Source organism: Verrucosispora sp. FIM060022 (assembly GCF_003977705.1).
Lineage (GTDB): Bacteria > Actinomycetota > Actinomycetes > Mycobacteriales > Micromonosporaceae > Micromonospora > Micromonospora gifhornensis.
In genome coordinates this window covers 339,706-363,667 of record NZ_RQIV01000001.1, presented here as the reverse complement: position 1 = coordinate 363,667, position 23,962 = coordinate 339,706, and the positions used below count along the sequence as shown (strand labels likewise).

The following is a 23,962-nucleotide window of genomic DNA, read 5'->3' as shown; positions in this document are numbered from 1 at the left end:
TTTCATGTCCGGCATGTAAGTCATCGGCACCGGCCGGCCCGCCGCGCCACGGCTGACCGCCGGAGAATCCAGGCGTGGCCCGGCTCGCTGTGCCACGCTCAGGAGATGGACGACAAGACCATCCTGAGCCGGATCTCCGAACTGGTCGACGAGGAGCACCGGTTGCGCGCCGACGCGCAGGCCACCGAGGCGGGCACCGACGACGAGGCACGCACCCGGCTCCGTGAGCTGGAGGCGTCCCTCGACCAGTGCTGGGACCTGCTCCGCCGCCGCCGTGCGGCGCGGCAGGCACACGGCGACCCGGAGGCGCAAGGTGCCCGACCGGTGTCGGAGGTCGAGCGGTACCTCCAGTAGCGATGGACCGGCTCCGGGTGGTTGCCGATGCCGCCACCCGGAGCCGGCCGTCAGCGCAGGCCCGCCTCGCGCGCCAGCAGTCCGGTGAGCGCGGCCGGTTCGGCGAGGCTCGCCGGCAGGCCACGGGCCGCGAACCAGGTGCTGACGACCCGGACGTCACGGGCCAGGAAGTCGCGCCCCTGCGGGTTCGCCACCACGTCCACCACCTGTGGCAGATCGATCAGCACCAGCCGCCCGGCGTGCACCAGCAGGTTGTACGGCGACAGGTCGCCGTGCGCGTACCCGGCCCGGGCCAGGACCATCAGGGCCTCGACCAGTTGCTCCCACAACCCGCGTAGCTCGGCTCCGGCCGGCCGCAGTTCGGCCAGCCGAGGGGCGGCCTGCCCGGTGTCCGGATCGCCGAGGAACTCCAGCATCAGTTCGGTGTCCCGCAACTGCACCGGGTACGGCACCGCCACCGTCCCGTACCGCTCGCCGATCTCCCAGAGCCGGGCCAACGCGGCGAACTCGGCCGCCGCCCACTGCCCGGCGATCATCTGGCGGCCGAACGCCGTCCGACCGGTCATCGCACGCATCTCCCGGGACCGGCGGACCCGGCGTCCCTCCAGGTATCCGGCGTCGCGGTGGAAGAGGCGGTGCCGGGGATCGCGGTAGCGCTTGGCCGCCAGCACGCAGGAACGGTCACTGTCGGGGACGGCCCGGCGGACCAGGTGGACGTCCGCCTCCTTGCCGGTCTTGAGCACCCCCAGCTCGGTGTCCTTCGCGGCCAGGTCGGTGACCAGCCAGGCCGGATGAGGCTGTGGACCGTGTACGGCGTCGTCCCAGGAGGACCAGACGGCGCCGGTGTCCGGGTCGGGTTCGTCGGAGGCATCGGCCGGCACCGGGCCGCGCGCCCGCCCGCGCTTCAGGAACTGTGGTTCGTCGTCATCGAAGCGGCGTTTGCCGCGGGTGTGGCGCTCCCGCGCCGAGAAATCGTGATCGCGCACGATGCTGGTATCCCTTGGTCGAGGTGACTGGAGGCAGGAAGTGACCTGCGAAGACGGCCATGACCGACCCCCTCTCCTCGACCGGGCGAGCGCCCGGGTGCACGATGCGCGGACCATGCTCGCTGCGCCCCTGGGGCAGCGTCAATCGCTTTTCTCGTCACCGACCGTCGGCTGGTCTCACGCGTCCATGACCGCGGCGACCGCGGCGATCACCGTGTCGACGGTGACGGTCGGGGCGAAACGGGCGTCCGTCCAGCGCCGCCCCCGGTGCAGCCAGATGCTGGGCAGGCCGACGGCGGTCGCGCCACCGATGTCCGCCTCGGGGCCGTCCCCGATCACCCAGGCACCACGCAGCGGCATCCGCACCCGCTGGGCGGCCAGGGCGAAGATCCGCGGGTTGGGCTTGCTGACCCCGGCCTCCTCCGAGATCACCCAGTCCGCCACGTACCGGTCCAGGCCGGTACGCCGGATCTTGGCGTCCTGCTGGCGTACCGCCCCGTTGCTCACCACCACCGGCATCCAGCCCGCGCCGTCGGCGATCCGCAACGCGCAGGCGACCAACGGATCGAGTCGGGTGAACTCGACGACCCCGTCGTGCAACTCCTCGACCAGGTCGATGGAGGGGATGCGCAGCCGGTAGCGGTCCCGGATGGCGTCCGCGACGTCCCAGCGGTCGGTGAGGCCGTCGGCGTCGATGGACAGCAGCCAGTCGATGTCGGCCGGGGGTGCGCCGATGCCGTCGAGGAAGCGCTCTGCCCAGGTGCGGAACGGCCCGGCCCGGTCGAGCAGGGTGTTGTCCAGGTCCAGCAGGAGCAGCGGCACTCGGGAACCCTACGGTAATCGGGTACCCGCCCGACAGGGCCGGACGTTACGCGCTGATGACGGACCGGGGCATGATTCGGGTTTCCTGTTCGACAGATGTACCAAGCCGTACGTACGGTTTGCATAACCCCTGGTGGGCTGGGACGATCAGGATGTGCCCAGAGTAAGTCAGGATCAGCTCGACGCCCGCCGACAGGAGATTCTCGCCGCCGCGCGGGCCTGTTTCGCCCGGCACGGCTACGAGGGCGCCACCGTACGCCGCCTCGAGGAGGCGACCCGGCTGTCCCGAGGCGCCATCTTCCACCACTTCCGCGACAAGGACTCGTTGTTCCTCGCCGTCGCCGAGGACGACGCGGCGACCATGGTGGAGACGGTCGCCCGTAACGGTCTGGTGCAGGTGATGCGCGACCTGCTCGCCCGGGCGGTCTCCCCGGACACCACCGGCTGGCTGGGAAGCCAACTGGAGGTGTCCCGGCGGTTGCGTACCGACCCGGCTTTCGCCAAGCGCTGGGCGGAACGGTCCGCGGCCATCGCCGAGGCGACCCGGGAGCGGCTGGCCCGCCAGCGCGACGCCGGCGTACTCCGCGAGGACATCCCGATCGACGTGCTGGCCCGCTTCCTCGAACTCGCCTACGACGGGTTGGTGCTGCACCTGGCGATGGGACGACCGGCCGGTGACCTCGGTCCGGTGCTCGACCTGGTCGAGGAAGCGGTACGCCGCAAGTAACGACGAGGTAACCCCGCCTCGGCCACCATCGATCGCTGGCATCGTCGCCGCACAATGAAGCGCGTCCCCTCGCCCGACAGGAGCTGGCCATGATCGAGCCCGCGGCAGACTTCGATTTCGACACCTGGGGCGTTCCCAGTCGCACCTTTCTGATCATCTACCTGCTGGCCACCGTCGTGCTCATCGTCGGCGTGCTGATCTTCCGTCGGCGTACGCTGACCGGCCGCTCCGCGCCGCCCGCCGACCAACTCGGCCCGCAGCAGGTCGCCTACCTCACCGGCGGGGAGGACCGGGCCGTCTGGTCCTCGGTCAGCAGCCTGCGCAGCCAGGGCGTGCTCGGCGTAGGCCCTGGCGGCGAGCTCACCGCCGACGGCCCGCTGTCGACCGGTGCCACTCCACTCGACCAGGCCGTGCACTACGCGGCCAGCCAGCGCTGCTCCGCCCGGCAACTGCGGCGTACCGAATGGGTGACCCGAGCACTCGACCAACTGCGCGACGGTCTGTCCCGCCACGACCTGCTGGTCACCCCGGAACGCCGGGCGGCGCTGCGGCTGGGCGCCCTGCTGCTGGCCGCGATGGTGGCGCTCGGCGTGGCACGGATCGTCGCCGGCATCGCCAACGACCGTCCGGTGTGGTACCTCGTGTTCATCGTCGGCGCGCTGGCGGTGCTGACCACGGTGCTGTTCGTCCGGGTGCCCCGCCGGACGAGGGCCGCCGACGCCGCGTTGCGCAGCCTGCGGCAACGCAACCGCCACCTCGCGCCCGCCTCGAACCCTGCGTACGCCGTCTACGGAGCCACCGGAGCCGCCATGGCCGTCGCGCTCTACGGCACCGCCTCGCTCTGGGCGCTGGACCCGGCCTTCGCCCAGCAGGCCGAAATCCAGCGTGAGGCGGTGACGGGCGGCGGAGGCACGGTGGGCGGCAGCTGCGGCGGAGGCAGCACCGCCGGCGCGAGCGGCTGTGGCAGCGGTGACGGTGGTGGTGGTGGCTGCGGCGGCGGTGGGTGTGGCGGATGACCGGCCCGCACGGGGTGGGCATCGGCTGGCGACCCGAGATCGCCGGGTTCGTCGCCGAACTGCCCGGCCTGCGCTTCGTCGAGGTGATCGCCGAGTCGGTGCCCATTACCGGTCCGCCGCCTGACGCGCTTGTCGAGTTGCGACAGCGCGGCGTGACCGTCGTACCGCACGGGGTGCGGCTCTCCCTCGGCGGGGCCGAGCCGGTCGAACCGGCCCGGGTGGCCCACCTGGCGGCGGTCGCCGAACTGCTGGCCGCGCCACTGGTCAGCGAGCACATCGCCTTCGTCCGGGCCGGCGGGCTGGAGGCGGGGCACCTGCTGCCGCTGCCGCGTACCCGTGAGGCGGTAGACGCGGTCTGCGCCAACGTCGCGCGGGCCCAGGCCGAACTGCCGGTGCCGATCGCGTTGGAGCCGATCGCGGCGCTGTTCGACTGGCCCGACGACGAACTCGACGAGGCGGCGTTCCTCAGCGAGATCCTGGCCCGCACCGACGCGCTGCTGCTGCTCGACATCGCCAACGTGCACGCCAACGCCGTCAACCGGGGCACCGACCCGCTCGCCCTGCTGGACCGCCTCCCCCTGGAACGGGTGGCGTACCTGCACGTGGCCGGCGGCGCCGAGCAGGGTGGCTTCTACCACGACACACACACCGATCCGGTGTCCCCGGCGGTGCTGGACCTGCTCACCGAGCTGTGCGCGCGGCACCGCCCACCGGCGGTGCTGCTGGAACGCGACGGGCGCTACCCACCCGCCCCCGAGCTCCGTGCCGAGTTGGATGCCGTGGCCGCCGCCACCGGCTTCCCGCTGGTCACATGAGCGCCCCGCCCGTCGACGGGACGGATCCCACCGGCGACCGCCCGGCCACACCCGACAGCCGCCGGCCACCGTCCGGATCGCTTGCCGCACGGCAGGCGGAACTCGTCGCGGCGCTGGTGGCCGGCGGGCCGCCACCGCCGGGCTTCGCGCCGGCCCCGTTGGTCGCTGCCCGGGCCGCGTTGCTGCGCAAGCGGGCCGGTGAGGTGGCACGCCACTGGCCGCTGTTGGCCGCAGGGCTCGCCCCGCACTGGCCGGCGACCTTCACCGAGTGGGCGGCGGATCGACCCACCCTCGGCGGGCTCCGTGACGGCTGGGACCTGGCCCGCGCGTTGCACGCCCGCCACGCGCTGCCGGCGCTCGGCGCCGAGGAACTGGCCGTCCGCGAGGCGGCCTACCGCTACGACGGGGACAAGGCACCGCGCCGCCGCCGGTGGCCCGCCGTCGGCCGGGCCGGCGCGGCCGTCGCCGTGCAACTCGCCGGTCGGGTACGCCTGCTTCGCACCGCCCGGTAGCAGCGCCGACACCGCCTGCCGCAGCGCACCCGGACGCAACCCCCGGTCGCTCGGCGCGGGCGCGCTGCGGCAGGATCGGCGGTATGGATCTGGGACTGACCGACCGGGTGTACGTGCTCACCGGCGCCTCCCGTGGCCTCGGCTACGCCACCGCGCAGTGTCTGGTGGCCGACGGTGCCCGGGTGGTGCTCTCGGCGCGACGCGCCGACGAGGTGGCCGCCGCCACCGCGGCCCTCGGCGGGCCGGACCGGGCCGTCGGCATCGCCGCCGACCTTGCCGACCCGGCCACCCCCGGCCGGCTGGTGGAGGCGGCGCAGCAGCACTTCGGCCGGCTCGACGGGGCCCTGGTCTCGGTGGGCGGGCCGACGCCGGGCAGCGCCGCCTCGGTCGACGACGAGCAGTGGCGGCACGCCTTCGAGACGGTCTTCCTGGGCAGCGTACGGATGGTGCGGACGGTCGCCGCGGCGCTGCCCGACGGCGGCGCGATCGCGCTGGTGCTGTCCACCTCGGCCCGTGCGCCGGTGCCCGGTCTGGGCATCTCCAACGGCCTGCGGCCAGGGCTGGCCGGGGTGGCCAAGGACGTCGCCGACGAGTACGGCCCTCGCGGCGTACGGGTGGTCGGACTGCTGCCGGGACGCATCCTCACCGATCGCAACCGGGAACTCTTCGCCGCCAGCGGCGACCCGGAACAGGCCCAGGCCGAGGCGGAGGCGGGCATCCCGCTGCGGCGCATCGGCGAGCCGGCAGAGTTCGGGCGGGTCGCCGCGTTCGTGCTCTCCCCTGCCGCGAGCTACCTCACCGGGATCACCCTCCCGGTCGACGGTGGCGCGCTGCGCGGCCTGTGACCGTCGAACCGCCCGCCGAGCAGCACCGCAAGGCCCGACGCGGCACCGGGTCGGGTGCGGCGTTGACACCCCGCCCGCATCCACGTCCCAGCCGCGAAGACCTGGCCGCGGCCGTCGACAGGACGTTGCCGGATGTCATCGGCACCGGGCTGGACGTGCTGTTCGTGGGCATCAACCCGGGGCTGTGGTCGGCGGCCACCGGTTGGCACTTCGCCCGCCCGGGCAACCGGTTCTGGCCGGCGCTGCACCGCAGCGGCTTCACCCCGCGTCTGCTGCACCCCAGTGAGCAGGACAGCCTGCCCGAACTCGGGCTGGGCATCACCAACATCGTCGCCCGGGCCAGCGCCCGGGCCGACGAGCTGACCGCCGCCGAACTGGTGGCCGGTGCGCGGGAGTTGACCGGCAAGGTCGCCCGCTACCGGCCGCGCTGGGTGGCGGTGGTCGGGGTGACCGCGTACCGGGTGGGGTTCGCCCGACCGAAGGCGACCTTCGGTCGGCAGCCTGAGCCGCTGGCCGCCGCCCAGCTCTGGGTGTTGCCCAATCCGAGCGGTCTGAACGCGCACTACACGCCGGAAACCCTCGCGGCGGCGTTCGCCGCCCTCCGCGAGGCCACCGGCAGACAGCCCGCCGGCGGGTAGCCCGCGGGTCAGGTAGCCCGCGTGTCAGTTGGCGGCGGCGGGCGGCAGGGCCTCGTCGGCGACGTACTCGCGGGTGGGGATGACTACCGGTTCCGGGTGCGCGGCGTCGGCGTACGGGCTGGGCGAGTCCGCCACCGCGAACTGGGTGCGGTACAGCTCGGCGTAGAGGCCGCCGACGGCGACCAGTTCCTCGTGACGGCCCCGCTCGACGATCCGGCCCCCGTCGAGGACGAGGATCTGGTCCGCGTCCCGCACGGTGGAGAGCCGGTGCGCGATCACCAGCGCGGTACGCCCGGTCAGCGCCACCGACAGCGCCCGCTGCACCGCCGCCTCGCTCTCGGAGTCCAGGTGTGCGGTGGCCTCGTCGAGGATGACGATCGACGGCGCCTTGAGCAGCAACCGGGCGATGGCGATGCGCTGCTTCTCGCCGCCGGAGAAGCGGTAACCGCGCTCACCCACGGTCGTCTCCAGCCCGTCGGGCAGGGACCGGACCAGGTCGGCGACCTGCGCACCGGCCAGCGCGGCCCACAACTCGTCGTCGGTGGCGTCGGGCTTGGCGTAGCGCAGGTTCTCCGCGATGGTCTCGTGGAACAGGTGGGAGTCCTGGGTGACCACGCCGATCTCGTCGCGCAGCGACGCGAGCGTGGCGTCCCGTACGTCCACCCCACCGACCAGCACCTGCCCGTCGGTGACGTCGTAGATGCGCGAGATCAGCATGGACAGGGTGGACTTGCCGGCACCGGAGGGGCCGACCAACGCCACCATCTGACCCGGCTCGACCTTGAACGACACGCCCTTGAGCACCGGCTCGTTGATCGTACGGTCCAGCGTGGCGACCTCTTCGAGGGAGGCCAGCGAGATCTCCGCGGCGCTCGGGTAGCGGAACCGCACGTCGCGGAACTCCACCGTGCCCGTGCCCTTGGGCACCGGTACCGCGCCGGGCCGCTCGGTGATCGCCGGCTTCAGGTCGAGCACCTCGAAGACCCGGTCGAAGGAGACGAGCGCGCTCATCACGTCCACCCGGACGTTGCTCAGCGCGGTGAGCGGACCGTAGAGCCGGGTGAGCAGCAACGCCAGGGTGACCACGGTGCCGGCGCTGACGTCACCACGGACCGCCAGCCAACCACCGAGACCGTAGGTGAGCGCCTGGGCCAGGGAGGCCACCAGCATCATCGCCACGAAGAAGGTCCGCGAGTACATCGCCGACTGGATGCCGATGTCGCGGACCCGCTCGGCGCGGCGGGCGAACCGGTCGGCCTCCGCGTCCGGGCGGCCGAAGAGCTTGACCAGCAACGCGCCCGCGACCCCGAACCGTTCGGTCATTGTCGCGTTCATCTTGGCGTCGAGGTTGTACGACTCTCGGGTGATCTCGGCCAGCCGCCGCCCGACCCGCCGGGCCGGGATGATGAACACCGGCAGCAGCACCAGCGACAACGCGGTGATCTGCCAGGACAGGGTGAACATCACCGCGGCGGTGAGCAGCAGCTGGATCACGTTGCTGACCACGCCGGACAGCGTGGAGGTGAAGGCCCGCTGGGCCCCCAGCACGTCGTTGTTGAGCCGGCTGACCAGCGCACCGGTCTGGGTGCGGGTGAAGAACTGCAACGGCATCCGCTGCACGTGGTCGTAGACCCGGGTACGCAGGTCGAGGATGATGCCTTCGCCGATGCGCGCCGAATACCACCGCTGCGCCAGCGAGAGCAGCGCGTCGGCGACGGCCAGCCCGGCGATGAACAGCGCCAGCCGGGTCACCACCGACCCGCCGTCGGGACCGCCCTGGGTGATGGCGTCGATCACGTCGCCGGCGAGCAGCGGGGTGGCCACGCCGATCACCGCCGCGATGACCACCGTCAGCAGGAACACGACGATGTCGCGCCGGTAGGGCTGGGCGAAGGCCACGATCCGCCCGGCCACGCCGCGCTGGAGCCGGTGGGTGGAGATCTCGTCACGGCTGCGCATCGACCGGAGCATGCCCCAACCGCCCATGCCGCCAGCGGCCATGTGGTTGGACACCGCCACCTCCGGGGTCGTCACGTCATTCGAGCCGGCACGTCAAACTGCCGTCGGGTCGATTCTCCCGATGACTACGACAACCTCGTACGTAACCCGGACCTTCCCGATCGGTCCTTACTATTCTCCGCGCCCCGTGAGATCGCGCAGCCGCCGGGTCTGCGCCTCCCGCTCGGCCCGCTGCTGCTCGGCATGGCTGCGCCCGGCAGCACCGGTGAGCAGCGCCTTGATCTCCACGACCGCGTTGCGGTTGTTGGCGAGCAGACCCGCGGCGAGATCCCGTACCGTGTCGTCGAGCTCGGCGTTGGGCACGACGACTGTGGCCAGCCCGATGCGGTCCGCCTCGGCGGCGTCCATCCGCCGGCCGGTGGCGCAGATCTCCAGCGCCCGGGCGTAGCCGACCAGTTCGACCAGGCGCTTGGTGCCGGCCAGGTCCGGCACCAGCCCGATCGTCGCCTCGGCCATGGACAGCTTGGCGTCGGTGGCCAGCACCCGCAGGTCGCAGGCGAGCGCGAGTTGGAAGCCGGCACCGATCGCGTGGCCCTGCACGGCGGCGATGGAGATGATGTCCGGCCGGTGCAGCCAGGTGAACGCGGACTGGTAGACCGCGATCCGGTCGGCGCACTCCGACTCGGGGAGGGCGGCCAGATCGGCGAAGGAATCCGGGCCGGAGGCACCCGCGACCGACAGGTCCAGTCCGGCCGAGAACGCGCGCCCCTCACCACGGAGGATCACGACGCGTACGTCGCCGGGCAGGGCCCGGGAGAATTCGCTCAGCGCGCGCCACATCGCCGGGGTCTGCGCGTTGAGCACGTCGGGCCGGCACAGGGTGACTGTGGCCACCGGCCCGTCGCAGTCCAGCCGGACCCCGGTCGCCTCGGTGGTCACCGGGCGGCCCGGGTCACGGCGATGGGCGCCGTCAACCGGCGCGTCATGCCTTCTTACGCCGTCGCGCGCCGCCGCGCTGCCGCAGCTGCACTCCGGACTCGGTGAGTACCCGGTGGATGAACCCGTAGGAACGGCCGGTTGAGGCCGCGAGGGCACGAATGCTCTCTCCCCCGGTGTACCGCTTGACCAGGTCCTTGGCGAGCGTCTGGCGCTCGGCTCCGACGATCCGGCGACCCTTCTCAGTGCTGGTGGCTGTGCCCGTGGCTGCCATGCTGTGTCCTCACGTCCCAGACTGTGCGGTTCGGATACGGTCCCACCTATTAGACCGTCTCGAACGATCATGCGCCAGATATCAACTATTCGCCAACCGACACGCTATGCAATGTCAGCTTCCCGATAGGTAACCCACCCCACCCCACCGGCCGCCCCGTTGATCAAGAGCTTTTCGTCTGATCCGAAGGCGATTTCAGACCCAAATTTCTTGATCAACAGGTGGGTGGGAATGGGTGGGTCAGGCGAGTTCGACGAGTTCGAGGAGGTCGTCGCTCCAGGCGTCCTCGTCGCCGTCGGGCAGCAGGATGGCGCGGTCGGGTTTGAGGGCGAGTACCGCGCCGGGGTCGTGGGTGACCAGGACGATCGCGCCGGGATAGCGGGCGATGGCGTCGAGAACCTGCTCCCGACTGACCGGGTCCAGGTTGTTGGTCGGCTCGTCGAGCAGCAGCACATTCGCACCGGAACACACGAGCGTGGCCAGGGCCAGCCGGGTTTTCTCCCCACCGGAGAGCACCCCGGCGGGCTTGTCCACGTCCTCGCCGGAGAAGAGAAACGCACCGAGGATCTTGCGCAGTTCGGTGTCGGTCTGTTCGATCGCCGCGGCCCGCATGTTCTCCAGCACGGTCCGCTGCACGTCAAGCGTTTCGTGTTCCTGGGCGTAGTAGCCCAGTCGCAGCCCGTGCCCGGGGTGCACCTCGCCGGTGTCCGGCTCCAGCAGACCACCGAGCATCCGCAGCAGCGTCGTCTTGCCGGCACCGTTGAGCCCGAGGATGGCCACCCGGGAACCCCGGTCCACCGCCACGTTGACGTCGGTGAAGATCTCCAACGAGCCGTACGACTTGGACAGGCCGGTCGCGGTCAGCGGGGTCTTGCCGCAGGGGGCCGGTGCGGGGAAACGCACCTTGGCCACCTTGTCGGAGACGCGTACCTCCTCCAGGCCGGACATCAGCCGCTCGGCCCGGCGGGCCATGTTCTGCGCGGCGACGGTCTTGGTGGCCTTGGCCCGCATCTTGTCCGCCTGGGCCATCAGCGCGCCGGCCTTCTTCTCGGCGTTGGCCCGCTCCCGGCGGCGACGCCGCTCGTCGGTCTCCCGCGCCTCCAGGTACGCCTTCCAGCCCAGGTTGTAGACGTCGACCACGGACCGGGTGGCGTCGAGGAACCAGACCTTGTTGACCACCGACTCCAGCAGGTCACCGTCGTGGGAGATGACCACCAGGCCGCCCTTGTGGTTGGCCAGGAAGCCACGCAGCCAGGTGATCGAGTCGGCGTCGAGGTGGTTGGTGGGCTCGTCGAGCAGCAGGATGCCGCCGCCGTCGTCGCCCGCGTCCCGGAACAGGATCCGGGCCAGTTCGATGCGGCGGCGCTGACCGCCGGAGAGGGTGCCGATGGTCTGGGCCAGAGCCCGATCGGGCAGCCCCAGGTTCGCGCAGATCCGCGCCGCCTCGGCCTCGGCGGCGTACCCACCGAGGGCGGCGAACTGATCCTCCAGCGCGCCGTAGCGGCGGACCAGCTTCTCGTCGCCGCCGTCGGCGAGCTTCGCCTCCAGGTCCTTCATGCCGGCCATCAGGGCGTCCAGGCCGCGGGCGGAGAGCACCCGGTCGCGGCCGGTGACCTCCAGATCGCCGGTACGCGGATCCTGCGGCAGATAGCCGACGGGGCTGCGCCGGTCGACCTGCCCGGCGTACGGCTGGCCCTCACCGGCCAGCACCTTGAGTGTGGTGGTCTTGCCGGCGCCGTTGCGGCCGACCAGGCCGATGCGGTCGCCGGGTTGCACCCGCAGCGTCGTGTCGGACAGCAGGATCCGGGCGCCGGCGCGCAGTTCCAGGCCGGTGGCAGTGATCATGTTTGGGGTACTCGCTCTCGGGATCCGGAGGGCTGACTCAGGGCACACGAAAGCGCCGGCGGATCGTGGTGACCCGTCGGCGCGGGGCGTTCAGCCTTCGCAGAGCAGCACGGCGACAAGTGTACTCGGCCCCGGTTGCCGGGCACCGGGGATTATCAACCAAGATCGTCGGGTACCGGATCGCCCACCGGATTCCGTTTCCGGCACCGCGACCACCCTCAACTGATCACCGACCGATCGGGGTCACCATGGAGCTGAACGAGAACGCCCGCATCGACACCAGCCAGATCGACGACCGACGCGGCAGCGGCGGAGGCGGCGGGATGGGCATCCCCATCCCGATCGGTGGCGGGCGGGGCGGCATCGTCGGGATCGTCATCGCCGTGCTGGTGGCCCTGGTCGGTGGTGGCCTCGGCCTGAACGCGATGACCGGCGAGGAGGGCGACAACGCCGCGCTGGAGCAGCGTTGCGAGGAGGCCCCGGACGCGCTGGAGCACCTGGACTGCCGCAACAACCTGTACGTCAACTCGATCCAGGCGTACTGGCGTACCGCCCTGCCGGAGGCGTTCGGTGAGCAGTACCGCCCCACCCGTACGGTCTTCTTCGATCGGGCCGTCAACACCGCCTGCGGCTCGGCCGACTCCGGTGTCGGCCCGTTCTACTGCCCGGCCGACTCGCTTGTCTACATCGACCTGTCGTTCTACGAGGTGCTCTCCGAGCAGCTCGGTGCCAGCGGCGAGTTCGCCCAGCCGTACGTGCTGGCCCACGAGTACGGCCACCACGTGCAGAACCTGCTCGGCACCAACGAGCAGGTCCGCCGCGCCCAGCAGCGCGACCCGGGCGCGGCCAACGAACTGTCCGTACGGCTGGAGTTGCAGGCCGACTGCTACGCGGGCGCGTGGGCCAAGAACGCCACCGGCACCGCCGACGACCGCGGTCAGAAGATCTTCACCAGCATCACCGAGCGGGACATCGCCGAGGCCATCGACACCGCCGAGGCGATCGGCGACGACGCCATCTCCGAGCGGGCCAACCGGCCGGTGAACCCGGACGAGTTCACCCACGGCTCGTCGGCCGACCGCAAGCGCTGGTTCAACCGGGGCTACGAAAGCGGCGACCCGGCCACCTGCGACACCTTCAGCGGCGCGGTCTGAGGCGGAGGACGATCGGGCAGCGGCGCGGTCTGAGGCGGGGGTGGTCAGGCGGGGTCGCGGACGAGGATGCGGACTGCACGGGCGGCGGTGGCCGCGTCCTGGAGCACCGCGTATCGGGGCTCGGGCACGTCGAGCAGCCGCTCGGCGCGCAACGCGGCCAGCGGGGCCAGTCTGCGGTCAGCGAGGATCCCGTCCACCGTCCGTCGGTCACCGCCGACGACCAGCGCGGCCAGGCGGCCGGCCTCCGGCAGCAGCAGCCGCACCGCAAGGTCCGCCGCCTCGCCCAGGGCCGCCTTGGCCTGGTTGTCCCGGCGGCGGGCGAACCGCTGCTGCGACCAACCACCTGCGGCGGTACGCCCCTGCACGTAACGGGTGTCCACCTTGTGCACCGGCAGCCGCTCCCCCTCGGCGACGCCGACGGCCACCGCGCCCTTACGGGCCAGCAGCAGCCCGATCCGGCGGGACGCCACGGCCTGCCCGACGAAGGCGTCCAGGTCGGGCGTCGCGGGTGCGCCCGGCGGGCGGTGCAGCTCGGCGGTGGCGCCGTCCGGGGCGGCCAGCAGCAGGCCGTACTCCTGGCCGGTGACGGTGGGCGGGCCGTGCCGGTCGGCGAAACCGGCGACCCAGCGTGCGATGCGGGCCGGGTCGACCTCGACCCACCGGCCGCCGCCGGCAGCGGGTCGACTGGTCATGCCCCGACCGTACGGCATCACCCCACGCGTCCCACCGCCACCGCGACGCTCGTCGGGCTACCGGGCTGCGGGCTGATCGGTGGCTGCGGTCGGCTGCGCGGGTACGGCGGGATCCTGCTGCGCCTCACCCGACGGCGCCGCCTGCTCCGGCACAGCGGCCTCACCCGAGGGTGCGGCCGGCGTCGACACCGCGGCCTCACCCGAGGGTGCAGGGCCATTAGACACGGGCTTCTCCCCCGGGTTCGCCTGGGCGGCTGCGGCCCGGCGACGACGGATCCGCAGGTACACCGTGACGCCGACCACCAGCAGTGCCGCGAGGAGCAGCCACGGCATCGCCCAGATGCTCTTGTCGGTGCGCACCGACGACAGGACGGTGCCGTCGGCCATGGCGGGAGTCAGCTCCACCTCGGCGGTCAGCCGTACCGCGGGCGGTACACCGGTGACCCGCTCGGTGATGGTGAAGACCGAGCCGGGGAGCAGTTCCGGCAGCGCCAGCCCTTCGCTCTGCGCCAGCTTCCAACCGAAGGGGGCCTTCACTGTCACGTTGCCGGTGCCGCCCAGACGGACGTTGCCGCTGTTGCGCAACCGGTAGGTGACCACCATGTCGGTACGGCCGAAGGGATTGATCGGCGTCTGGTATTCGATGTCCATCGACTCGACCGTCAGAGCGGGAGCGACATCGCCGGTGACCCGGAGGTAGACGCGGGCCGCAACCCGCCGGTCCATCTGGACCTGCTGCCCGTCGGCGGTGACACCGGTCTGCCGGACCGCGGCGATCACCCCGCCGATGTGGTCGCCCGGGGTGGCGTTGGTGGGCACGCTGATCTCGAACCGGATGTCCGCCCGCTTGCCCGGCTTGACGGTGACACTCTTCTTCTCGACACGGGTCCAGGAGCCGACGTCCGTGGGCTCCTGGTTCGCGGGCAGCAGCGAGAAGGCGCCGTCGACGGTGGTGAAGGCGTCCGTGGCGTACACCTGGAACGTCAGCGGCCGGTCGCTGAGGTTCGTCACCCCGACGTAGTCGAACAGGGTGCTGCCGGGAGCCACGTCGTAGATGAAGTGGTTACGTCCGGTCGGCCCCTTCGGGCCGGAGGGCTGCACCGAGAAGCGATCCACCTGCTGCCCGGCGCTGCTCCCGGTGGCGCCCGGCGCGGACGGGCTCGGGGTCGCCGGAGCGGCGGCGGCCGGCGGCGCGATGCTCAGTGCGAGCAGCGCCGCGCCGAGCGGTACGCCGATGCGCGTCGCGACCGCGACAAGGGACCGACGCGCCCGGGACGCCGTGGCGTCGGGCGCGGGTCGGAACCGGGACAGGAACGTTGCAGAGGGCATACCGGTGCTCCGGAAGATCGTGTGTTTCAGCGGGTCGGGACGGCGGGACGGGGTTGTGCCCCCGTCCCGCCACCGGTGGGGCGGATTGCTCCGCCCCACCGGAATGACCCGACTACCCGAACCTAGGAGAGGGTCAGGGTCAGGGTCGCGATGTAGTCGCCCGCCCGTGCGGAGGACGGCACACCGAGGTTGAGCTCAGCGTCACAGGTGAACACGCCACCACTGACCCCGGCAGCCGAGGTGCAGAGGGCACGTGCCTCACCCAGACCGGCGCCGGGCTCGGCGACGGCACCCGGGGTGACGACACCCTGGGTACCGATGAACCGCTCGGTCTGAGCCTCCGCCGACGGCACCCAGCCGAGGTTACCGGCAGCGATGCTGGCACCGTTGGTCGAGGTGAAGTCGGAGACCTGGCCGGTCAGGCTCCAGCCGGCGCTGGTGCCCCGCAGGTCCTCGACGGTGGCCTGGTTCAGCGCACCGGTGGTGATGTCACCGAGGTTGACCGCCGGCAGGGCGACGGTCGAGCCGGCGACGGACAGCGCCAGCGGACCCGGCTTGACGGTGGTGGTGATCTGCTGCTGCGCGTCCCCACCGTTGAGCAGGATGGTGAAGTCGGCCTCGTTGACGGCGAAGAAGACGTTCCCCACCGCCTCGATCTTGATGCGAGCCTTGTCCGTCGAGACGTTCGGCAGGCGCACGTCGGCGCTGCCGTTGTTCGCGGTGCGCTCCGCCAGCACGTACGGGAAGGTCTCCCCGCCGTCGGCGGAAAGCGTGATCTTCACCTCGCTGACGTTCACCGGCGCCTGGTCGGTGCCGGCGACATCCCAGGTCACCGTCTGGGTCGAACCGCCGTCGAGGCCGGCGTCGGTGCCCTGCGAGGTGACCAGGAACGGCCCGGCCTGCGGAGCCAGGGCCACGGCGACGTTGGCGCTGCCCACGCCACCGCCACCCAGCCGCCCGTCGCGGGCAGTGAGCTTGAAGTTCATGGTCCGGTCATTGTTGAAACCGACCCAGTCCTGAGTGGGCAGGAACTCCGAGTAGCAGTCCACGATCTCCGCGGGAACGTTCGAGGCACTCCCGCTGGTCGGCGGCGCCGGTGCCACCGGGCAGGCGCCCGTCTTGGCGTTGGTGTTGCCGGCCAGGATCTGCTTCATGTCGGGGAAGACCCGGGTCGAGTTGGTGGTGACCACGTTCTGACCCGGCGAGTGGTACTGCTGGGCGTCCTCCGGCGTCACGTTCGCCGCCTCGCCGAAGACCCGGAACAACGGACCGTTGGTCTTGGTGTTGCTCATCAGTGCGGTACCGGCGGAGCCACCCCGGTCGTTCTGCTCCCACAGGTAGGTCAGCACGTCGCCGTCGGCGTCGGTGGCGCTACCGGTGAGCGCGAACGGGGTACGCACCGGGATCGTGACGCTGTCCGGCACGGTGACCACGGGAGCGTGGTTGGCCGTCTCCTGCACCAGGTGCCCGCCGTTGTCGATGGCGCCACCCTTGGAGGTCTCGCCGACGAAGCCGGAGGCACCGAAGACGTTGGTCAGGGCGAGCTGCTCGACGTTGGTCTGGGCCAGCGCGCCGGTGAACGTCACCTGGAAGCCGGTGTCGTTCAGCGTCCCGCTGCCGCCGAAGGCGGCGACGTTCACCGTGGCACCCGCCGGCCAGCCCGGGATCGCCTCGATCGCGGCCTTGATGCCGGCGGTGGTGTAGTTGACGCCACGCACGATCGGGGCCGAGTTCGCGCCACCGTAGCTGATCGTGAAGGAGTCACCGTCGGCGTCGAAGTCGAGCAGCGAAACGGTCTGCACCTCGTTGATCGCCGGCCGCGTCGCAGTGACGAAGGTCGTGATCTCGGTGAAGGTGCGGTGCGACCAGTACGGGTCGGTGTGCGGCTGGAGGTTGTCCTGGCGGCAGATGCCGGCGTACGCCATGATCGACGAACCGCTGCCCGGCTCGTACGAGTTGGCCGCGCTGCGGTTGCCGCCGGAGCAGTTGTGCTGGTTGCCGTTGAAGGTGTGGTTGCCGGCGAACTGGTGACCGATCTCGTGTGCGACATAGTCGACCGCGAAATAGTCACCGACCGGGTTCGGCAGACCGGTGCAACCGCGCGCCTTGCCGTCACCACCGACCACGCCGAGGCCGGCGATACCGCCACCGGCGAGGCCGAGGGCGATGTGTCCGACGTCGTAGTTGCTGGCGCCGACGATCTGACCGAGGACGATCCGGTTGCGGTTCAGCAGACCGCTGCTGCACCCGGCGAGCTGGGCCGGGGTGTAGCAGGGTGCCGCGCCACACGGGCCGTTGGGCTCGGTGGCCAGCGCCGGGGTGTTCAGGTTCGTCTCGTCGGTGGCGTTGACCAGGACGAGCCGGATCGCGGTCTCGTCCTCGTAGATCTGGTTGACCCGGTTGATCAGCGTCACCTTCGCCGCGGTCACGTTCTCCGCACCGAAGTAGTTGGCGTACGACGGGTCGGTGACCATCGCGAGCCGGTAGGTCCGCAGCGACACCAGCGGGCCGATGGTCGGCTCCGCCTGGGCCCCGAGCTCTTCCTTCAGAGCGTGGGCCGCCGTCTCGACGTCCTCGTGCTCGTGGAATTCACCGTGGGTGTCCTCCAGGTCCTTGGCGAAGTAGCTCGCGTACAGGCTCTGGTCGCGGTGGTAGTACGGGTCGATGTACCACGTGCCGTCGGACGAGCGCACCGAGGCGTGGAAGCCCAGCGGGGTGAGGTCCGCCCGCACCGTCGCGGTCGGGTCGTCCACGCCCTTGCCCGCGTACGTGGTGATCTCCGGGTGAGCGGCGGCGAGGTCCGCTTCCATCACCGGCGACTCGACCAGCTCGAAGCGCTGGAACGTGCCGTCCGGGGCGGGCAGCGACACCAACTGCCGCTGCTGACGGGCGGCGAGGCGGTTCTCCGCCGGCGCCTTGTCCAGCAGGCTCTCGATGCCGGCCCGGTCGAGCGTGAAGGTCTTCTGCTTCTTCGCCTTGATGGCGGCCTTCTTGCCCGACTTGGTCGGAGCCGGCTTGCCGTCCACCTTGCGCCAGAGGCTCTCGCTCGACGGAGCCGCGACGGCAGCGGTGGGGGCGGCCAGGACCGGCAGCATCGCTGCGGTCAGCGCGGCGGCCAGGACGCCCGCCAGGCGACCACGACGTGGCGGGCCGTTGCTGCGCCCGCCCCGCGCTTGTGGGGTGAGGATGATCCTCAAGGTTGCTCCCAGCTGTGAAGGGGAATGACCAAACGTGCCCTCTCCTTCGCTGATGGAGAGGGCAAGATGATCAGGGATTTGCCAGCACCCTAAACACGAGATGAATTCAGGGCATCGGACGGAAGGGTGAGGTCCACCTGGCAGGACGTTGACCGACAGCCGCTCGGCAGTCAGGAATGGACCGTAGCTCCACTGATTCGGGCCTCAGCCATTACCGAACGGATGATCAAGCCCGACTGCGGGGACGACCATGATCCAACCGTTCGGCGCGTGGGACCGACCGTCCCTCCAGCAGCCTTCTTTACCTGGCTGCCACACGACCAACATGCAACCGTCACATCTGTGGTGTCCATCGCAGATGACGACCGTCATCACGGTCGTGACGACAGTCGCTTAGTGTCCATTCAGCAGCATGGCGACGGCGAGCGCGGCGATGATGGCGCTTGACGACAGCGCCGTCACCAGCCTGCCCCGCACCCCGGTGAGTACCCGCCCGACCATCGTGCCGCCTGCGGCGATCAGCAACTGCCAACTGGCCGAGGCGAGGAACACTCCGAGAGTGAACAGGGTCGCCAGGGCGAACCCCGAACCGCCGAGCTCCACCCGACCGAGCACCAGCGCCGTGAAGTAGACGACGGTGGCCGGATTGAGCAGGGTCAGCGCGAGGATCCCGGCGAACGCCCGGATCGGGGTGTCCAGGCCCCGCCTCGCAGCCCGGCCGACGCCCGCTGCCGGGTCGGCCGAACCGCGCGGCCGCAGCGCCCGCCACGCCCCGTAGCCGGCCAGGCCCAACAACACCGCCGCCGCGACCAGCCGCAGCGGCGTGGCGAACGGTGCCAGCCAGCCGGCGACCACGGCCCCGCCGAACGCCGCCACCCCGGCGTAGATCCCGTCGGCGGTGGCCACCCCGAGCGCGGCGGACGCACCGACCCGGAACGAGGTCCGCGCAGCGAGCCCGAGGATGAGTACGGCGATCGCGCCGACCGGAATGGCCACACCGTAGCCGGCGACCACACCGGCCAGGAACGCGCCGCTCACGACGGTCGACAAGGGATCGAGACGAAACGTGCCGAGTCCCGCTGTCGACCCGCGACGATGGTCACGGTGACCGGGGACGACTCATTCGGAAGCGCCTCGCACACGGACATGATCTTGCACGAGGCGGCCGCCTCACGCCAGCGGTTAAACATCCCGCGAATCCTGGGCTGACCTCGGCAAACCCACGCAAAGACGCCCGGAGCACCGGCCGTGGCCGGCGCTCCGGGCGTCTGGATATCCGCCTCAGACGTTGAAGCCGAGGGAGCGGAGCTGATCCCGACCCTCGTCGGTGATCTTGTCCGGTCCCCACGGCGGCAGCCAGACCCAGTTGATCCGGATGTCGTTGACCAGACCGCCACCCGGGCCGGTGGTCAGCGCCTGGCGGGCCTGGTCCTCGATCACGTCGGTGAGCGGGCAGGCCGCCGACGTCAGCGTCATGTCCAGGGTGGCCACGTTCTCGTCGTCGACGTGCACCCCGTACACCAGGCCGAGGTCGACCACGTTGATGCCCAACTCCGGGTCGACGACGTCCTTCATCGCCTCCTCGACGTCGGCCACGGCGGCCTTGCCGCGCGCTGCCGTACCGTCGGCAGCGGGCGTCGCCGACGCATCGGTGGCCGGCGTCGCCGCGCTGTCGGTCGCCACGGCGCCCGACTCCGGCGTGCTGGTTTCCTCGGTCATGCCTTCACCTCCGTCGGGCTCGCGCCCACACCGGCGCGTGCCGCAGCGTCCTTGAACGCCATCCACGGCAACAACGCGCACTTGACCCGGGCGGGATAGCGGGCGACACCCTCGAACGCCACCCCGTCGCCGAGCACCTCCTCGTCCGGCGTGACCTGGCCACGGCCGGACATCAGCGCCACGAACGCCTCGTGCACCTGGAACGCCGCTGCCGCCTCCCGGCCGGTCAGCAGCTCGTGCAGCACGCTGGCCGACGCCTGGCTGATCGAGCAGCCCATGCCGTCGTACGACACGTCGTGCAGCACCTCGCCGTCGGTGGCCACCCGGACGGTCACCTCGTCACCGCAGGTGGGGTTGACGTGGTGCGCCTCGGCCACCCGGTCGGTCGGCTCGGCGGCGTCGCGCAGCCCGCGCCCCTGCGGGTGCTTGTAGTGATCCAGGATGATCTCCTGATAAAGAGCATCAAGTTGCATCAGGCTGAGCTCCTGTCGACTCGCGGACTCCTGCGTCGCCGCTCACTCGAACACCTTCCGCACCTGCTCCAGGCCCGCCACCAGGGCGTCGATCTCCTCGGTGGTGGTGTAGAGGTAGAACGAGGCCCGGGTCATCGCCGGCACCCCGAAGCGGGTGCAGACCGGCCGGGCACAGTGGTGGCCCACCCGCACCTGCACACCCAGGGAGTCGAGCACCTGCCCGACGTCGTGCGGATGCACGTCGCCGAGGGCGAAGGAGATCGTGCCACCCCGGCCGACCGGCACCTCCGGGCCGAAGATCCGCAGGCCGGGCACGCTACCCAGAGCATCCAGGGCGTACGCGGTCAACTGCTTCTCGTGCCACTGGATGGCCCGCATGTCGAGCGCGGTGAGGTAGTCCACGGCCGCACCCAACGCGACCGCCTCGGCGATCGGCGGGGTGCCCGCCTCGAACCGGGCCGGCGGCGCGGCGAACGTCGAGCCGGCCAGCGTCACCGTCTCGATCATCGAACCGCCGCCGAGCACCGGCGGCATCGCGGCGAGCAGTTCCGACCGCCCCCACAGCACCCCGATGCCGGTCGGGCCGCACATCTTGTGCCCGGTGAAGACGATGAAGTCCGCGTCCAGGTCGACCACGTCGATCGGCATGTGCGGCACGGACTGCGAGCAGTCCCACAGCAGCAGCGCACCGACCTCGCGGACCCGCTCGGTGATCCGCGCGGTGGCGTTGACCGTGCCCAGGATGTTTGACATGTGCACCAGCGAGACGATCTTCGTCCGCTCGGTGACCAGGTCCGTCAGCCCTGACTCGTCCAGCCGGCCCTGCTCGGTGACCGGGAACCAGCGCAGCGTCGCGCCGGTGCGCTCGGCCAGCAACTGCCACGGCACGATGTTCGAGTGGTGCTCCATCTCGGAGATGACGATCTCGTCACCCGGGCCGAGCCGGAACCGAGGGTCGGCGTCCGCGCGCAGCGAGGCGTTGGAGAAGGCGTACGCCACGATGTTGATCGCCTCGGTGGAGTTCTTGGTGAACACCACCTCGTCGACGCTCGGCGCGTTGATGAAGCCGGCCACCTTCGCCCGGGCCGTCTCGTACCCCTCGGTGGCCTCGGTGCCCAGCGTGTGCACCGACCGGGACACGTTGGCGTTGTGCTGCTCGTAGTGCTCGCGCAGCACGTCGAGCACCTGACGCGGCTTGTGCGAGGTGTTGGCGCTGTCCAGGTAGACCAGCGGATGGCCGTTGATCTCCCGACCGAGGATCGGGAAGTCGGCGCGTACCGCCGCCACGTCGTAGCGCGGCACGTCGTCGTACTGCGGCATCCCCGGCGGGATCGCGATGGTGGTCATCGTCGTGACCAGCCTTTCCTTGGGATCAGGCCCGCGCCGAACCGGCCCCGGCCACGTACCGCTCGTAGCCCTCTTCCTCAAGCTTGTCGGCCAGCTCCGGGCCACCCTGCTCGACGATCCGGCCGGCCACGAAGACGTGCACGAAGTCCGGCTTGATGTAGCGCAGGATCCGGGTGTAGTGGGTGATCAGCAGCAGGCCGGTGTCACCGGTGTCACGTACCCGGTTCACGCCCTCGCTGACCACGCGCAGCGCGTCCACGTCGAGGCCGGAGTCGGTCTCGTCGAGGATGGCCACCTTCGGCTTGAGCAGCTCCAGCTGCACGATCTCGTGCCGCTTCTTCTCACCACCGGAGAAGCCCTCGTTGACGTTGCGCTGGGCGAACGCCGGGTCCATGTGCAGGCGCTCCATCGCGCCGCGCAGCTCGGCACCCCAGGTCCGCAGCTTGGGCGCCTCGCCGTCGATGGCGGTCTTGGCGGTACGCAGGAAGTTCGCCACCGACACACCGGGCACCTCGACCGGGTACTGCATGGCCAGGAAGAGGCCGGCGCGGGCCCGCTCGTCGACGGACATCTCCAGCACGTCGACGCCGTCGAGGGTCACCGAACCGCCGGTGATCTCGTACTTCGGGTGACCGGCGATCGAGTACGCCAGGGTCGACTTGCCGGAGCCGTTCGGGCCCATGATGGCGTGCGTTTCACCCGAGCGGACGGTCAGGTCGACACCGGCCAGGATCGGCTTGAGCTCACCCTCGGGCAGCTTGACCGACACCTGCAGGTCACGGATCTCCAGGGTGCTCATTATCGGGTCACTCCATTGCTCGGCGTCAGACTGACGTAGATGTCGCCGTCGCGGACTTCGACGGGGTAGACAGGGACGGGTTCGGTCGCGGGCAGGCCGGTCGGCTCGCCGGTACGCAGGTCGAAGCGGGAGCCGTGCAGCCAGCACTCCAGCGTGCAGCCCTCCACCTCGCCCTCGGAGAGCGCCACGGCGGCGTGCGAGCACTCGTCGCGCACGGCGTAGAACTGGTCGTCCTCGCCGTGCACCAGCGCGATCTGGGTGCCCTCGACATCGGCGCTGATCGCGGTGCCCTTCGGCACGTCCTCGACCGCACAGATCCGGATCATCAGGCGCCCGCCTTGGTGAGCCGCGCCTCGATGGTCTCCCCCAGCCGCTCTCGCAACTCCTCGACCGGGATCTTGTTCAGCAGCTCGGCGAAGAAGCCGCGCACCACCAGCCGGCGGGCCTCGGCCTCCGGGATGCCCCGGGCCATCAGGTAGAACAGCTGCTCGTCGTCGAAGCGGCCGGTGGCGCTGGCGTGACCGGCGCCGGCGATCTCGCCGGTCTCGATCTCCAGGTTCGGTACGGAGTCCGCCCGCGCGCCGTCGGTGAGCAGCAGGTTCCGGTTGATCTCGTACGTGTCGGTGCCGGTCGCCTCGGCCCGGATCAGCACGTCACCGACCCAGACGGTGTGGGCGCTGGCGCCCTGCAACGCGCCCCGGTAGCCGACGTAGCTGCGGCAGTCCGGCACGGTGTGGTCGACCAGCTGGCGGTGCTCCAGATGCTGTCCGGAGTCGGCGAAGTAGACGCCGTACAGCTCGGCCTCGCCACCCCGGTCGGTGTACTCGACAGTGGTGTACTGCCGGACCAGGTCACCGCCGAGGCTCACCTGCACGTGCAGCACCCGCGCGTCGCGGCCCAGCTTCACCTTCAGGTGCTGGGCCTGCACCGCGTCGTCGGCCCAGTCGGCGACGGTGACCAGGGTCAGCTTCGCCCCGTCCCCGACGGTCACCTCGACGTTGTCCGCCAGCGTCGCCGAACCCACGTGCTCCAGCACCAGGATCACCTCGGCGAACCGGCCCACCTCGACGACGGTGTGCCCGAAGGCCAGACCCTCGCTGCCCTCGCCGACCACCCGCAGCACGGCCGGGCCGCTGACCACCGCGTCCTGGGCCACCCGCACCAGCAGCGCCTGCTCGACGCCGCCGTAGGCAAGCGCGCTGACCCGGTCGAACGGGGTGAGCACCGTACCGACCCGCGGGTCGTCGCGGCCGATCCGCTCCACCAGCACGCCCTCGGGCAGGTCGGCGTACTCGTGCCGGACCGTGCCGGTGGCGATGCGATCGTCGCCGACCAGCCCGCGCAGCCGCTTGAGCGGGGTGAATCGCCACTCCTCCTCCAGGCCGGTCAGGGCCGGGAAGTCGGCGACGTCGTACGAGCGCAGCGCCTGCGACTTGGTGGTCGGCGGCGCGGAAGCCTGGATAGTCATCTCGTCCTTGGTCTGTTCTTGCGACGACGGTGAAGGTGCTGGGGTGGCGGGCCGG

General features: G+C 71.1%; 24 protein-coding genes. 8 read left to right on the top strand and 16 right to left on the bottom strand.

Features of this window, described 5'->3' with window-relative positions:
• Positions 1–105: 105 nt before the first annotated feature.
• On the top strand, positions 106–354 hold the full coding sequence (locus EG812_RS01625; RefSeq protein ID WP_013734914.1) for a DUF2630 family protein: 249 nt from the start codon (positions 106–108) through the stop codon (positions 352–354).
• 50 nt (positions 355–404) lie between these two features.
• Here EG812_RS01625 and EG812_RS01620 read toward each other — a convergent pair whose 3' ends face one another.
• Positions 405–1,340, bottom strand: coding sequence for an RIO1 family regulatory kinase/ATPase domain-containing protein (locus EG812_RS01620; RefSeq protein ID WP_126710528.1), 936 nt, complete (start codon positions 1,338–1,340; stop codon positions 405–407).
• 177 nt (positions 1,341–1,517) lie between these two features.
• Positions 1,518–2,162, bottom strand: a complete 645-nt coding sequence (locus tag EG812_RS01615; RefSeq protein ID WP_013734916.1) for an HAD family hydrolase — start codon at positions 2,160–2,162, stop codon at positions 1,518–1,520.
• A 154-nt stretch (positions 2,163–2,316) separates the two neighbouring features.
• On the opposite strand from EG812_RS01615, the gene EG812_RS01610 reads away from it, so the two are divergent.
• From EG812_RS01610 to mug, 6 genes are all read left to right on the top strand, one after another.
• Entirely contained in the window at positions 2,317–2,889 is a 573-nt protein-coding gene (locus tag EG812_RS01610; RefSeq protein WP_013734917.1) for a TetR/AcrR family transcriptional regulator, read from the top strand.
• Positions 2,890–2,978: 89 nt separating this feature from the next.
• Positions 2,979–3,905, top strand: a complete 927-nt coding sequence (locus tag EG812_RS01605) for a TIGR04222 domain-containing membrane protein (RefSeq protein WP_126710527.1) — start codon at positions 2,979–2,981, stop codon at positions 3,903–3,905.
• Complete coding sequence (locus EG812_RS01600; RefSeq protein ID WP_126710526.1) at positions 3,902–4,720, top strand: MbnB/TglH/ChrH family RiPP precursor modification enzyme; 819 nt, start codon at positions 3,902–3,904, stop codon at positions 4,718–4,720. The genes EG812_RS01605 and EG812_RS01600 overlap by 4 nt, the downstream gene beginning before the upstream one ends.
• Positions 4,717–5,232 (top strand): SCO6045 C-terminal-like domain-containing protein, encoded by a 516-nt coding sequence (locus tag EG812_RS01595; RefSeq protein WP_233579336.1) that lies wholly within the window; start codon positions 4,717–4,719, stop codon positions 5,230–5,232. Before EG812_RS01600 ends, EG812_RS01595 begins: the two co-directional genes overlap by 4 nt.
• Positions 5,233–5,315: 83 nt before the next feature.
• Positions 5,316–6,077 carry an SDR family oxidoreductase gene (locus EG812_RS01590; RefSeq protein WP_126710525.1) on the top strand — a complete coding sequence of 254 codons (762 nt, stop codon included), beginning with the start codon at positions 5,316–5,318 and terminating at the stop codon, positions 6,075–6,077.
• Complete coding sequence (gene mug, locus EG812_RS01585; RefSeq protein WP_013734922.1) at positions 6,074–6,715, top strand: G/U mismatch-specific DNA glycosylase; 642 nt, start codon at positions 6,074–6,076, stop codon at positions 6,713–6,715. The genes EG812_RS01590 and mug overlap by 4 nt, the downstream gene beginning before the upstream one ends.
• A gap of 24 nt (positions 6,716–6,739) precedes the next feature.
• Here the strand turns inward: mug and EG812_RS01580 are convergent, their stop codons facing one another.
• From EG812_RS01580 to EG812_RS01565, 4 genes are all read right to left on the bottom strand, one after another.
• Complete coding sequence (locus EG812_RS01580; RefSeq protein ID WP_043725241.1) at positions 6,740–8,716, bottom strand: ABC transporter ATP-binding protein; 1,977 nt, start codon at positions 8,714–8,716, stop codon at positions 6,740–6,742.
• Between the two features lie 129 nt (positions 8,717–8,845).
• Positions 8,846–9,613: an enoyl-CoA hydratase/isomerase family protein gene (locus tag EG812_RS01575; protein WP_013734924.1), complete on the bottom strand. Its 768-nt coding sequence runs from the start codon at positions 9,611–9,613 to the stop codon at positions 8,846–8,848.
• A 43-nt stretch (positions 9,614–9,656) separates the two neighbouring features.
• Complete coding sequence (locus EG812_RS01570) at positions 9,657–9,884, bottom strand: helix-turn-helix domain-containing protein (RefSeq protein ID WP_007072022.1); 228 nt, start codon at positions 9,882–9,884, stop codon at positions 9,657–9,659.
• A 240-nt stretch (positions 9,885–10,124) separates the two neighbouring features.
• The gene (locus tag EG812_RS01565) at positions 10,125–11,729 is read right to left on the bottom strand and encodes an ABC-F family ATP-binding cassette domain-containing protein (RefSeq protein ID WP_013734925.1); all 1,605 of its coding nucleotides are present in this window, start codon (positions 11,727–11,729) and stop codon (positions 10,125–10,127) included.
• Positions 11,730–11,977: 248 nt separating this feature from the next.
• Between EG812_RS01565 and ypfJ the strand changes: the two genes are divergently transcribed.
• On the top strand, positions 11,978–12,883 hold the full coding sequence (gene ypfJ / locus EG812_RS01560; RefSeq protein WP_013734926.1) for a KPN_02809 family neutral zinc metallopeptidase: 906 nt from the start codon (positions 11,978–11,980) through the stop codon (positions 12,881–12,883).
• A 44-nt stretch (positions 12,884–12,927) separates the two neighbouring features.
• Here ypfJ and EG812_RS01555 read toward each other — a convergent pair whose 3' ends face one another.
• The 10 genes from EG812_RS01555 to sufD form a co-directional block, all read right to left on the bottom strand.
• Positions 12,928–13,575: an acVLRF1 family peptidyl-tRNA hydrolase gene (locus EG812_RS01555; protein WP_050814775.1), complete on the bottom strand. Its 648-nt coding sequence runs from the start codon at positions 13,573–13,575 to the stop codon at positions 12,928–12,930.
• A 57-nt stretch (positions 13,576–13,632) separates the two neighbouring features.
• Positions 13,633–14,904: a WxL protein peptidoglycan domain-containing protein gene (locus EG812_RS01550; protein WP_126710524.1), complete on the bottom strand. Its 1,272-nt coding sequence runs from the start codon at positions 14,902–14,904 to the stop codon at positions 13,633–13,635.
• A gap of 122 nt (positions 14,905–15,026) precedes the next feature.
• Entirely contained in the window at positions 15,027–18,101 is a 3,075-nt protein-coding gene (locus EG812_RS01545) for a M12 family metallo-peptidase (protein WP_232510837.1), read from the bottom strand.
• 393 nt (positions 18,102–18,494) lie between these two features.
• Positions 18,495–19,151, bottom strand: coding sequence for a LysE/ArgO family amino acid transporter (locus EG812_RS01540; RefSeq protein ID WP_126710523.1), 657 nt, complete (start codon positions 19,149–19,151; stop codon positions 18,495–18,497).
• Positions 19,152–19,382: 231 nt separating this feature from the next.
• Positions 19,383–19,820 (bottom strand): metal-sulfur cluster assembly factor, encoded by a 438-nt coding sequence (locus tag EG812_RS01535; protein WP_013734931.1) that lies wholly within the window; start codon positions 19,818–19,820, stop codon positions 19,383–19,385.
• Complete coding sequence (gene sufU / locus EG812_RS01530) at positions 19,817–20,293, bottom strand: Fe-S cluster assembly sulfur transfer protein SufU (RefSeq protein WP_126710522.1); 477 nt, start codon at positions 20,291–20,293, stop codon at positions 19,817–19,819. The genes EG812_RS01535 and sufU overlap by 4 nt, the downstream gene beginning before the upstream one ends.
• 42 nt (positions 20,294–20,335) lie before the next feature.
• The gene (locus EG812_RS01525) at positions 20,336–21,640 is read right to left on the bottom strand and encodes a cysteine desulfurase (protein WP_013734933.1); all 1,305 of its coding nucleotides are present in this window, start codon (positions 21,638–21,640) and stop codon (positions 20,336–20,338) included.
• Between the two features lie 25 nt (positions 21,641–21,665).
• Positions 21,666–22,439: a Fe-S cluster assembly ATPase SufC gene (gene sufC / locus EG812_RS01520; protein WP_013734934.1), complete on the bottom strand. Its 774-nt coding sequence runs from the start codon at positions 22,437–22,439 to the stop codon at positions 21,666–21,668.
• On the bottom strand, positions 22,439–22,765 hold the full coding sequence (locus EG812_RS01515; RefSeq protein ID WP_126710521.1) for a non-heme iron oxygenase ferredoxin subunit: 327 nt from the start codon (positions 22,763–22,765) through the stop codon (positions 22,439–22,441). Before EG812_RS01515 ends, sufC begins: the two co-directional genes overlap by 1 nt.
• A complete protein-coding gene (gene sufD / locus EG812_RS01510; RefSeq protein ID WP_013734936.1) occupies positions 22,765–23,907 on the bottom strand; it encodes a Fe-S cluster assembly protein SufD in 1,143 nt (380 codons plus the stop codon). Before sufD ends, EG812_RS01515 begins: the two co-directional genes overlap by 1 nt.
• Positions 23,908–23,962: the final 55 nt, after the last annotated feature.